Below are 11,171 nucleotides of genomic sequence, written 5' to 3'. Positions count from 1 at the left end.
AGCGGAGCGGGGTGGGATCAGGCGAACCCGCGAAAAACCACTATACATCGGCGACGCTTTGATTCCCCGGTGCGGCGGAGCCTGAAGGGCCGGCTCCGGGATAGACTGGAAGCTCTTCAACTCATCGTGGCCGGAGAGCATTTCAGGGAGACGCGGCTCCTCGCGAACCCTCTTCCAGGGCGCCTCCGCTCGATCATCGACTGGACGAGGAAGGGACTTGATGAACAGACCGGTAGTGAAGATGCTGATGGCAGGAGGCCTGGGAGTCCTGTTGATCCCGCCGGCGGTTTTCTTGGCCGTGGCTCTCGGCGAGGGGATGGGCCTCGGCGGGGCGGGCGCCGCTTTGGTAGCTCAGTACACGGCCTCGCAGCTCAACCTGCTGGTGTGCGGAGCCCTGGGGTTGGTTCCGGTTCTGCTGGTGCTGCTGATCCTGTGGGTACACCGGAAGGTGGCTCCCGGAAGCCTGGCGAGGCCGGCGCTGGCGCTGGGCGGCTTGCTGCCGATTCTACTGATCCTGGTTTGGGCGAATTGGGATTATTGGCCGCGCTTCTTGCCTTCGCGGACCTACCCCGGCTTTCCCCACGGGCTCGGCCTGGTCATCGCACCGTTCTTCTTTGCCCCCATTGGAGGGGTCGTGGGGATGGTGGTCGGATGGCTGGTCACCCGGGTGCAGCGATGAGGTGGGGCCAGGCTCTTCTCCTCTTGGTGAGTCTGTTGGGGGTCGCCGAGACGGCCGACGCCTGCCGCTGCGAGCAGCGGCCGCTGGCGGACTATTTCGCCGCTGCGGACGAGGTCTTCATCGCCCGCCTTGCCAGTGCCAGCGTCGACACCGAGAGGCATCGCCAGGTCTTCACCTTCGAGGCGCTCGCACCTCCTCACAAGCCGGTTTCTTCCCAGAAGACGGGGCCGGAGTGGCCCTATGCCACGGGCCTGTCGACGGCGTCCTGCGCGGTGCCGGCAGAGATCGGTGCGGTGTACGTGGTCTTCGCGGAGCACGATCCCCAGGAGGAGGTGGCGTGGCTGACGACCTGCAATGGAACCCGCATTCAGCTGGGGGCCGGCGGAGAGCCCCAAGGCTTCGTGGACGTCCCGCCGCGCTTCGTGCCGTCGCAGCTCAACGCCCTGGCTGGACTGGAGGTGCTGCGGGAGATCACCACCCGGGAACCGGATCCCGGCGACCAGGAGAGCGAGACGCTGGTCGGTCTGCTCGACCTTCCGCCTTTTTCCCACGGCGGGCTCGTCTTTCTGCGAACAAGACCGGAGCCAGACGCGGAGCTGGTGGCGTCCCCGGACTCCATGGAGGCTCTGGTTCATCGGGAGTCCGGCTACGAGGTAGAGGCCGCGGAGGTCTACGCCGTCGCCGACGGCTGGTACAAGCTGCGGTTGGCCGAGAGCACAGAGGGCGGAGACGCGAGGAACGCTGCAGCCTGTGGAGAGTTCGTCTGGCTCTCCCCCGAAGGCGCCGGCACCTACTGGCCTCTGGACGAGCTTCCCATCCGCCGCCTCGCCTACCTCAACGAGCATTGGAGCGGCTTCGTCTGGCCCGAAGCCGGTGCCGGTCTGCCGGTGCGCAGCGGCAGCTACGACCCCGCGGCGGAGCGCGCCGAAATCCCCGTCCGCGTCCTCGAAAGCACTCGTCTCGCCAGTAGTCTGGCCGGCAGCCTGTGGTTCCGCATCGAGGTGCTCGATTCCAGCCCTTGCGAAGGAGGGGATCCCCGCGTTCTCCTCACCGGCTGGACCCCCGCCTACGGCATCAGCGGAGAGCCGGTGGTGTGGTTCTACTCCCGGGGTTGCTGAGGGTTGGTCAGGCCCGAGGTTGACAAGCGGTCCAGAATAAGCTTGCTTTGAGAAAAGAGCGTAAGACTCTTTTGTTTTCACTCTTCAAAGGAGTGATCTCTGCCAGGGCTGGGATCTCGATTTTCTTCCAGCACTTTGCCCATAGCGAGATCAAGATCCTGTGGAAGGCTCTTTCTAAACTTGGCGTAGGCTTCGGAAAAGAGAGTACGCTTCCGTTCCAGTTCCTGTCGCTCGGGTGGCGATGTTCTAAGGGTGTGAGTCATCAGAGCCTTGCAGGGATTATCTCATCGAAATGAGCTCCTAGGAGCAACTCTCCAACCGCCCGCTATACCTGCAGCCGGAAGACCGCCGTCAGCGACGCTTTCTCCGCGAAGCGCCGTGGGGACACTTCCACGAAGGTGAACTCGTCGGCGGCGAAGCGGCTGGGGAGATGGGAGGAGAAGTCGAGCTCTTCGATCTGCGGGTGGCCGTGGCGGTAGAGGTGGGCGGCCAAGCCGAGGCGCTGGAAGAGCTGGAGCCATTCGTCGACGGTGAGGTTGGAGAGGTGGTGGGGGTTGGCCTGGTTGTCGGCGAGGAGGTGCTCGTTGGTGATAGGCGGGACGGCCAGGAGCATCTCGCCGCCGGGGGCGAGGGCACGGCTTGCGGCGCGCAGGAAGCGCTCCGGGGAGCGCAGATGCTCCATGGCATTGGAGGAGACGACGAGGTCGAAGGAGGCCTGCGGCAGGTCGAGCTTCTCCAGGTCTTGGATCTCGAAGCGCAGGTTGGGGCGCCGGTAGTTGCGCGAGGCATAGCGCAGGCTGGCGGCTTCGAGGTCGATGCCCAACACTTCCCGGGCTCCCGCCGCGGCGAGCCGGTCGCTGCCGTAGCCGAGGCCGCAGCCGGCGTCGAGGATTCGCCGACGGTCAGCGAAGCCGGCGAAGAATCGGTAGATGGACTCGTGGGCTACGAAGAGATCGTTGGCCGCCGCCGGCCACACCCGCTCGCCGCCCAGCGGCACCCTTGCCCGCAGCTTCTGCAGGGCGCCACGTAGGCGGGCCCACTGTTGCTGGAAGTTTCGAACGCGCATGGTCAGGAGAGAGGAGGATCAGGGGCGGTCAGGGTTTGTTCCGCTCGATGGTGCATTCGGCAATGCGCAAGCGGAAGGTGGGGTGGTAGAGGCCGGTAGCGGCATCGAGGCCCGGCTCGCCGGTGATCTCCAGGACGCCGTGAAAGGAGCCGCCGCTGGGGAAGTGCATGGGCTCTCCGGGGCGCCAGATGAGGCCCTCGAAGCGCAGGTCGTCGTCTTCCAGGAACAAGTCGATGCCATAACCACCGAGCTCGACGCCTTCGCCCAGATTGTGCGGTGTCCCGCGGTCCTCGGCGTCATCGGAGCAGCGTCGGGGAAATCCCATGGGGACTTCGTGGAGGGTGAAGTCCGGCGCGACGTAGTGCAGGTATTCGGTGGTCCAGGTGTGCCCTGCCGCCGGTTCGGAGACCAGCAGGTGGAGGAAGAGGTGGCTGTGCCAGCGGAAGGTGCGGGCTCCAAAGATGGAAGCCCGGAGGGTCTCCACCTCCCGAAAGCCCTCTTCGGTGCGGCGCCAGATGGAGAGCACCGACTCTTCGTAGGGGCTCCCGGAGTGGCCGTGGATGGTGAGGACCAGCTGAGGCTCCGTTCCCTGCGGAAGCGCTAGCTCCTGCTGCAGAGGAAGGGCTGGAAGGCTGGGAACCTCTCCGGGGATCTCCTGGCGCAACTTCTCCCGGGTGCTGAGCTCGCCTTTGCGGTCGCTCTCGCTGGCCTCGGCTGAAATCCAGCCTAAGGCGAGCCAGGTCCAGAGAAGGGCCTTCGCCAGCTGCGGCCCTCGGGGTGTCGAGCTTCCCATGTCGTCTAGGCTACTTCGGAATCAAGGCATGGAGAGGATGGAATGTGGCGGGATCGGGGTGGATAGGCCCATTGGCGCCTCCGGACGCCGACACTTTGACTCCTCGGCAGTTCTCCGGCGGTCCGCCTCCCGGACCCGTATAATGCTCGTCCGATGATTTCTTCTGATGAATTTCGCGACGTCTTACGCCATTTCGCTTCCGGAGTCACCCTGGTCACCGCCCGTCAGGGGGAGCGAATCCACGGGCTCACCGTGTCGGCCTTCACCTCGGTGTCGGCGGATCCACCGCTGATCGCCGTGGTCATCGACCAGCGCAGCGCTCTCAACGCGATGCTGGCGGAGGAGGAGGCTTCCTTCGCGGTCAATCTGCTGGGCGAGGATCAGCAGAAGCTCTCCGACAACTTCGCCTTCTTGCCCGAGGGGGAGCGCTTCCGGGACGGCCAGTGGATCCCTTCGGAGACCGGTGCGCCGGTGCTGGAGGATGCCCTGGCCTGGGCCGCCTGCAGGGTCGTAGCCCGCCACGCTCTCGGCACTCACATCCTCTACGTGGGCCAGGTGGAACAATCCCGCACTCCCCGGGCGGGCCACGGGCCGCTGGTGTATTGGAATCGGGGCTACCGCACGCTGGCGGAAGGTGACGATTGATTCTTCGGTAGGAGCTTCGATTCTCGAGTCGCTGCTAGGAGCTTGCTGAAAAACCCGCGTCGCGCTCCGAACGGCTCTTTTCGGCCGAATCTTCGTTGTCGCACCTCGACGATTCCCGAATCGCCTGCGGTTCTCCGCCTTGATTCTGCTCGAAAATTTCTCGTTCTCGCTTGCGACTGACTTTTTCAGCAAGCTCCAAGAGCGCATCAAGGCCGGGGCACGGACCGTGGGGCAGGGAGGAGACTTTCCTTGACCCCGGACCGCGGCGGTTGACGCTCATCCTAGAGGGGGCCTTTGGAATCTCCGGGGGGCTCCCCGAAGGAGGCCGCCATGGATTCGAGAGCTCGCCAGCTCGCTTGCCGACTCGGAGGCCGCCGGGGCCTCATCCTGCTGATTTTCTGGATTACCGCTCTGGCCGGGCCACCGCTGTGGGCCCACGGCGGTGGCCTCAACCGCGAGGGCTGTCACCACAACCGCAAGACCGGCGACTACCATTGCCACCAGCCGAAGCCCGGTGCCACCCCGTGGCCGCCGCGCCGAGACTTGCCGGTGGAGGAGGAGCCTGCCAACGAGGGCAGAAAGCGGGAAGACGGCTCCTCGCGATCTCAGCGAGTGCCGATTCCCAAGGGCTATTCCGCCTTTGAGCTCACCGCTACCGCCCAAACCCTACTCAGCATCCTCGGGGATTACCACGGTCAATCCCACGGGGTCCTGGACGACCCGACCCGACAAGCCATTTTGCGGTTCCAGAAGCGGCATCAGCTAGCAGCCACCGGGCAGTCGTCGGGGGCTTTGTTGAAGCGCTTGGCGTCGGAGGTGGCGGGCCGCTGCCGTCGGTCCCGTTGAAGTGCCTGTCCACGGACAGCTAGCGGCTTGTTTTATGCTGTGGTAGCATTTCTTCGGTTCTCCCTTGTTGGTACTCAACGCTCTTGAAGGAGGCATGCCGTGCAGCGATGGGTCGGAACCTATTTGTTGGTGGTTTGTTTGGTTTGGCTACCGGCCAGTGCCGCCTCGGCGGAGCGACTGTGGGGTGTTCTGGGCGGGCTCGACGAAGGAGCCGATGATGCCGGTGCCGTGGTCGAGATCGACCTCGATTCTGGAGAGGTGACAGTTCTGAGGACTCCCCTGCCGGGAGTGGGTCTCAGTGGTGTTGCAACGTTGCCCTCCGGCCGGGTCTTCGCGACCACCGAGGTCCCCGACGGAGAAAGCTCTCTGCTCCTCGAGCTCGACCCGGCCAGCGGTGGGCTGCTGCGGGTCATCGGAGAGATGAGCATCGATACAGCTCCGTTCTTTCGGGTTCACGATTTGACCGCCGTGCCGACGACGGGAGAGCTCATCGCCATCGGCCGTCCTGGCCAGAACCAAGTGGCTGTCGTGGATCTTGAAACCGCGGTCGCGACTTTCCTTGGGTTCGTGGTGTACTCACCGTTTCCGATTCCCAACATCTCTCCGATAGCTTCCGGGCCAGGGGGTGAGCTCTGGACGAAGATCGAGAGCAGCGAAGGGATCTTCCAATTGGTCGATGTGGAGCCCCCCGATGTCGAAGGGTTTGGGCACATCTACTTTCCAGGAACCCCGGACAATGTAGGAGCCACCGGCTTGGTCATTCACCCCGAGAGCGGCCTGGTGTACTTCTCCGAATGCTGCACCCTCACCCAGGGGAACGACGTCTGGGTGATGGCAGCTCCCAACTACTCTGCCACCCTCGTCGTCTCCGCCGGCGGCAGCCGGCAGATCGAGGACCTGACCTTTGTCGGCGATCTGCCCTCGGTGGTGGAGGTCCCCACCCTCTCTCCCGTGGCGCTGGTGGGGCTCGCCGGTCTTCTCGCTGCCGGAGCCGCCCTGATCTTGCGGCGGCAGCGCCAGATGCCAGCTAAAAAAGCACCGGGCGGTCCGGTGAGAAACCGCCCGGTGCACCAGGGAAAGGCGGCAGGGTCTACCCGCCGCCGGTCCGCCGACTCGTGAGCCCCTAAGGGCAGGTGGCGAAGGCCGAGGTGTCGGTGATCGCCGGTGAGGAGACCCCCAGCGTATTGCTGTAGGTCTTCTGCAGGCCGGTTTGGGTGTCGCGGACGGTCAGGTCATAACCGACATTGGTGGTGGCGGCGAAGAAGGTCCAGTAGTGACCGTTGACCCCGCAGCCGTTGAGCACCTTGACCAACATTTCCCAATTCTCCGGATCGAAGAACCAGAACAGACCGGAGTCGTCGGTGCCACAGGCAACCGTCCGGCCGGGACCGGTGTTGCCGGCGCGGTCCAGCCAGTCCACTTCGACTTCGAAGCGACCCTGATTCAGGCAGAGCGTGGTCGGTCCCTCGACGCAGGGTGAGGTACTGCCGGTACAGGCGGTTCCGGCCTGGGAGTAGCTCGTGGTCCGGGTAGCCGACTGCCCCTGTCGCCGCACGGTGATGGTGACGTCGTGCTGACCACCATCGGCTGCTCCGGCGGTCCAGGTCAGGATGTACTGGTTGTTGAGGGTTTGACCGATGAGGCCGAGGATGGTTTGCAGGTCCGACGAGGTGGCTCCCAGGAAGGAGAGTCCACCGGTCTGGTCGGCGATGGTCTGCAGCACGTTGCGGTCGGCAAAGCCGAATCCGATGGTGAAGACCGGAACGCCGGCGTTGCGGGCGGCGTTGATGGCCTGCTGCTGGGTGATGTTGCTGTCGTTGTCCTGACCGTCGGTCATCACGATGAGCGCCTTGCGGCCGGAGATCGCCGCCGTGCGGTTCGCCGCCTGGCCGATGGCGTCGTAGAGGGAGGTGCCCCCCAGATTGTCGGTCAGCTGGTTGACGGCGTTGCGGGCAGCGGCTTTGTTGGTGGTGAAGTCCTGGATCAGCGAGACGTCCGTGCCGAAGTGATACACGGCGACTCGGTCCGAAGATCCCAGGAGGTTGATGAATTGATTCGAGGCGCTCTGGATGTTGTCGATGTCGGCGTTGCTCATGCTGCCGCTACCGTCGAGCACCAGTCCAACGCTGAGAGCACCGCCCCCCGTGCTGACCGTCTGCACCGACAGGCTCCTGGACTGTCCGTCCTCGGTGAGGGTGAAGTTCTGATTCGTCAGCCCTTGGACCGGGCTGCCGGTGCCGTCGGTGACGCTCACCACGGCCCTCATCTGCGGGCAGTCGTCGGCGTCGATCTGGTTGACGGTCAGGTTGAGGCTGTCGTTGGTGTCGGTGACGACTTGGATGTTGTCGACATAGGCGCCTTCGAAGGCGATGGAGCCGTCGCTCTCGTAGAGAAAGGCGAACCACACTTGGGAGTTCCCGGTGAGATCCCCGAGGCTGCCCCAGGCGGTCAGATCTTGGGTGAAGCTTTCCCAACCCGACGTATTGTCATCCCGCCCCAAGACGGTGAAGTTGACCCCGTCCAAAGAGGCGCCGAGGAAGAAGATGTCAAAACCTTGCTCCGTCTCCAGCCAGAGATCGAAGTTGACCTCTCCGCTGCTGGTGCCGCTCAGGTCCAAAGGGCCGGCGATCATCCAGCTTTGAGTATTGGGCGGCACGTCCTGACCGGCCCCTGGGAAGTCGGGGCCGCTCTGGGCGCACCAGGCGCTCCGAGAGCCACTGGAGCGGCGTTGCCCGGTGGCTCCCCAGGCAACGTTGGAATTGCCCAGGCCCAGGGTGATCCAAGGCGGGGACGGGAAGGTGTTCTCGAAGCCCTGAGCGAGGATCGTCGAGCGCTGCTGTGTGACACCGTCGGCGATGCTGAGATACTTCTGGGGCGGAGTGGGAACGGTGAGGGGCGAGTAGCTCTGAAGATGTTGCACGGTGGCAGGGCGAGTGAGCTGCTTTTCGAGGCGTTGCTCGCCCCAATCGGACCGAGAAACCTCAGTGGGAGGCTCCTCCGCATGGATAGAGGCGGGGCTGGTTCCGAGGGCAACCAAGGCGAGGGCAATGCTGACAATGATCAAAGGGACCCGATGCATTGAGTGGAGCTCCTTCCTATGAAGCGTTAGCACGTTCGTGATGGAGGGAGTCGGCGAGACGCGGCCGGCGCCGTTCGACCTGGAGCCGAAGGAATCGGTGAGAAAGCAGCGGACCGGTCCTGGGATCGACCGCTGGGTTTCGTAACGCGTCATCTATGCGAAATTCTTTGACTCCCTTATTTAAGATAGCGATGACTTGCCCCTGGAGGGCTCAACGATCCGAGGATCCGGCGGGTCTTGTCATCGTCCGGGAGTTCTGTAATCGAGGGTCAGGAAAAACAGATGCTGCGGCTACCGACGGGTGATTCCCGTGCAGAAAGAGTGGTGAGCCTGAGCGCCGATGACCTGCTATTGACGACCTGCTATTGAGGAGAGACTCTGATGACTGAGCAACCTGTTTCCGTGCCGTCTCGTTCCATCTGTCACCGCGGGCTGCTATCCGCCTGGCTGCTAAGCCTCGTGTTGGCCGCTGGGTCCATGTCGGCGCAGCCGTTGAGCACCGTCGTGTGCGCCAACGGTGGCCCCAACTACACCCCCTTCGCCATGAGCGAATTCCTCGCCACCGACACCGGTACTCCGCTGCTCCGGCACACCCTCACCGGGCCCGACTCCCGATGCAACGACGGCACCTCGGCGGTGATGTACATCCGGCCGGCGGACGCTCATTACACGGGGCCTCAGCTCACCGACGCCGAGAAGCAGCAGGAGAAGTGGGTGATCTTCTTCGACGGCGGCGGTGGCTGCGGTGATGCCGACGGTTGCGGGGAGCGGTGGTGCAACCTCAACGGCTTCAACCGGGGAGCGAAGATGAGCACCACCGGCGTCTACGACGCCATTCGTGGCCCCGGGATCCTGCGCCAGGATCCGGCCACCAACCACTTCGCCGGCTACAACCACGTGCTGATCTACTACTGCAGCTCGGACAACTACATCGGCTCTCAAGCCCACACCAGCATCACCGCGGTGGGCGGTCCATTGGCCGGTACCAGCTACGACATCGAATTCAACGGCGAGGCCATCGTCGCCGATGTGTTCAACACGCTGCTAGCCGGCGCGGCTCCGGATGCGGGGCCGGCGGCGACCTTCTACAGCACGCCGCTGCCGTCGCTGGCCACCGCCGACGAGATCGTCATCGCCGGCGAATCCGCCGGCGGCGGAGGGGTGCGGCATCACCTGGACAGCCTCAACGCGCTGCTCACCGCCGCGGTGGCGGGCCAGCCGGAGATCTACGGCGTGATCGACGCCGGGGCCGCGCCGGCCATGTGGGAGCCGTGGATCACCTGGGGTGCCGTCGCCGGGGCTCCGGTGAGCTACGCGGACTATCTGCTCAATTGGGTGGTGCCGCGATCCGACGTCTTCTGGGGAGCCAACAGCACGGCCATCGATCAGAGCTGTCAGGGTGCGGCCTTCGCTGCCGCCCACAATGCCGTCGGCAGTCACCCGGAGATCTGCTACGACACCACCTACACCCTGGCCAACCACATCGAGACGCCGTTCTTCCTGCGCATGGACATCAACGACACTGCGGCCCGCGACAGCTTCCAAGCTTGGCAGCTCTTTCCCGGGATCGCGCAGTATTGGACCGGTCAGGTCACCCTGCTCAACGACCTCGCCTTCGGTGCTGGGGGCCTCGAGCCCTTCCTCACCCAGCCGGGGGTCTTCGGTCCCAAGTGCGATCAGCACGTGAGCATTCTCACCGGGGACTTCTACACCCACCACATCAGTCCGGTGGGGTCGTCCTTTCATGACCTGCTAGTCAATTGGCAGGCTGGGTTGGCGCCGGCGACGGAGATTCAGCCGGACTTCATCGCCGGTCCGGCGTACACCAACTCCATCTGCCCCTGAGGCTCGGCGAGCCAGCAGCAAGGGCTGGACGGGGTATGGATCGCGGGGTGAGAATGGGCGTCAGCGGGGGCGACAAGCCCCCCCCAACGACCAGCTACAACGACCGCGAGAGGAGCTCCCCCCATGAACCATCAGGTATTGATCGGCGAGTTGCGCAGCGCGCAGCAATTCTTCAACAAATCCAGCGCCTGCCTGCGCGAGGAGGATAGCCAGTTCGCGCCGGCGGAGGGCATGATGACCGTCGCCCAGCAGGTGGCCCACGTGGCCTTCACCGTCGATTGGTTCGTCGAGGGAGCGTTTCGGCCGGAAGGCTTCGACATGAACTTCGAGGAGCATATCCGCCAGCTGCAGGCGGTCACCTCCCTGGCGGAGGCCCGGGCGATGGTAGCGGCCTCCTTCGAGCGGGCGGTGAAGACCATCGAGTCCAAGTCCGCGGAGGAGCTGGCCGCACCGCTGCCGGAAGGCCCGGTGATGGGCGGTTTGCCCAAGGGGGCCATCTGCGGCGGCATCAGCGATCACACCGCCCACCACCGCGGCGCCCTCACCGTCTACGCCCGCCTCTGCGGCCACGTGCCGGAGATGCCCTACTAGAGGAGCTTGGCGCCGAAGGGCCGGGTCGAGTCAAGGGGAAAGCAGGGGAAGCGAAGCGGCCAACGCCAAAGTCCAGCTGCTGAGGGATCCGATCAAGAAGTACTCGGTCATTGTGTCCACGGTTCTCGCCTCCCCCTCCGCTCCTCCGGAGGTTCCCACGATCCCTCTTGCTGAGTAGCTGAGCTCCGGGAATCGGAGAATGCTCTTGGCCGAGATGACAAGGGCGGCTGCAGTAGGCTCTCCCAGGAGAGCTAGCCCGAAGATCAGCCAACGTTCCAGAAGGCCCAGGATTCGACCGCCGCGCAAACGCTGTTCAGACGACTTCCAGTTGCTGGTCGCTAGGTTCAAGAGGGCTCGGATAGATCCATTGGCCGGTGCTCCCAGCGCTAGGACAATGCCCAGAGTCAGGAGGAGCGAGCCCCCGTTCAGGTGCAGAGCCAAGGGAAAAGGGAGCGATGCCAGCCACTCGTCGATCAGTGGGGCGGTAGCTTGCCAGAATCCCCCGGACG

At 64.5% G+C, this 11,171-nt stretch carries 11 protein-coding genes; 7 read left to right on the top strand and 4 right to left on the bottom strand.

The genetic code is table 11. From position 1 onward, the window contains the following. Positions 1–220 precede the first annotated feature (220 nt). Both SX243_22110 and SX243_22105 read left to right on the top strand, forming a co-directional pair. A complete protein-coding gene (locus SX243_22110) occupies positions 221–679 on the top strand; it encodes a hypothetical protein (GenBank protein ID MDY7095679.1) in 459 nt (152 codons plus the stop codon). Beyond that, on the top strand, positions 652–1,797 hold the full coding sequence (locus tag SX243_22105) for a hypothetical protein (GenBank protein ID MDY7095678.1): 1,146 nt from the start codon (positions 652–654) through the stop codon (positions 1,795–1,797). The genes SX243_22110 and SX243_22105 overlap by 28 nt, the downstream gene beginning before the upstream one ends. Positions 1,798–2,122: 325 nt before the next feature. On the opposite strand, the gene SX243_22100 is transcribed toward SX243_22105, so the two are convergent. After that, positions 2,123–2,863, bottom strand: a complete 741-nt coding sequence (locus tag SX243_22100; GenBank protein ID MDY7095677.1) for a class I SAM-dependent methyltransferase — start codon at positions 2,861–2,863, stop codon at positions 2,123–2,125. 28 nt (positions 2,864–2,891) lie between these two features. Then, positions 2,892–3,656 (bottom strand): hypothetical protein, encoded by a 765-nt coding sequence (locus SX243_22095; protein ID MDY7095676.1) that lies wholly within the window; start codon positions 3,654–3,656, stop codon positions 2,892–2,894. A gap of 153 nt (positions 3,657–3,809) precedes the next feature. On the opposite strand from SX243_22095, the gene SX243_22090 reads away from it, so the two are divergent. The 3 genes from SX243_22090 to SX243_22080 all read left to right on the top strand — a co-directional run bounded on the left by SX243_22090 (position 3,810) and on the right by SX243_22080 (position 6,266). Beyond that, a complete protein-coding gene (locus SX243_22090; GenBank protein MDY7095675.1) occupies positions 3,810–4,301 on the top strand; it encodes a flavin reductase family protein in 492 nt (163 codons plus the stop codon). 330 nt (positions 4,302–4,631) lie between these two features. Next, a complete protein-coding gene (locus tag SX243_22085; GenBank protein MDY7095674.1) occupies positions 4,632–5,147 on the top strand; it encodes a YHYH domain-containing protein in 516 nt (171 codons plus the stop codon). A 99-nt stretch (positions 5,148–5,246) separates the two neighbouring features. Then, on the top strand, positions 5,247–6,266 hold the full coding sequence (locus SX243_22080) for an IPTL-CTERM sorting domain-containing protein (GenBank protein ID MDY7095673.1): 1,020 nt from the start codon (positions 5,247–5,249) through the stop codon (positions 6,264–6,266). Positions 6,267–6,270: 4 nt separating this feature from the next. On the opposite strand, the gene SX243_22075 is transcribed toward SX243_22080, so the two are convergent. Continuing rightward, positions 6,271–8,226, bottom strand: coding sequence for a VWA domain-containing protein (locus SX243_22075; GenBank protein MDY7095672.1), 1,956 nt, complete (start codon positions 8,224–8,226; stop codon positions 6,271–6,273). A gap of 381 nt (positions 8,227–8,607) precedes the next feature. On the opposite strand from SX243_22075, the gene SX243_22070 reads away from it, so the two are divergent. Next, positions 8,608–10,071, top strand: a complete 1,464-nt coding sequence (locus tag SX243_22070; GenBank protein ID MDY7095671.1) for a pectin acetylesterase-family hydrolase — start codon at positions 8,608–8,610, stop codon at positions 10,069–10,071. A gap of 123 nt (positions 10,072–10,194) precedes the next feature. After that, positions 10,195–10,662 (top strand): DinB family protein, encoded by a 468-nt coding sequence (locus SX243_22065; GenBank protein ID MDY7095670.1) that lies wholly within the window; start codon positions 10,195–10,197, stop codon positions 10,660–10,662. A 30-nt stretch (positions 10,663–10,692) separates the two neighbouring features. Here the strand turns inward: SX243_22065 and SX243_22060 are convergent. Beyond that, positions 10,693–11,171: hypothetical protein (locus SX243_22060; GenBank protein ID MDY7095669.1), on the bottom strand; the 479-nt coding region annotated here is incomplete at its 5' end.

This window comes from Acidobacteriota bacterium (genome assembly GCA_034211275.1).
Lineage (GTDB): Bacteria > Acidobacteriota > Thermoanaerobaculia > Multivoradales > JAHZIX01 > JAGQSE01.
This window is presented reverse-complemented; position numbering and strand designations above follow the sequence as displayed.

Excerpts from the sequence above, each read along its gene's own strand:
- SX243_22110 (MDY7095679.1), top strand. The coding sequence starts at position 221 with ATGAACAGACCGGTAGTGAAGATGCTGATGGCAGGAGGCCTGGGAGTC.
- SX243_22105 (MDY7095678.1), top strand. The coding sequence starts at position 652 with ATGGCTGGTCACCCGGGTGCAGCGATGAGGTGGGGCCAGGCTCTTCTC.
- SX243_22100 (MDY7095677.1), bottom strand. The coding sequence starts at position 2,863 with ATGCGCGTTCGAAACTTCCAGCAACAGTGGGCCCGCCTACGTGGCGCC.
- SX243_22095 (MDY7095676.1), bottom strand. The coding sequence starts at position 3,656 with ATGGGAAGCTCGACACCCCGAGGGCCGCAGCTGGCGAAGGCCCTTCTC.
- SX243_22090 (MDY7095675.1), top strand. The coding sequence starts at position 3,810 with ATGATTTCTTCTGATGAATTTCGCGACGTCTTACGCCATTTCGCTTCC.
- SX243_22085 (MDY7095674.1), top strand. The coding sequence starts at position 4,632 with ATGGATTCGAGAGCTCGCCAGCTCGCTTGCCGACTCGGAGGCCGCCGG.
- SX243_22075 (MDY7095672.1), bottom strand. The coding sequence starts at position 8,226 with ATGCATCGGGTCCCTTTGATCATTGTCAGCATTGCCCTCGCCTTGGTT.
- SX243_22070 (MDY7095671.1), top strand. The coding sequence starts at position 8,608 with ATGACTGAGCAACCTGTTTCCGTGCCGTCTCGTTCCATCTGTCACCGC.
- SX243_22065 (MDY7095670.1), top strand. The coding sequence starts at position 10,195 with ATGAACCATCAGGTATTGATCGGCGAGTTGCGCAGCGCGCAGCAATTC.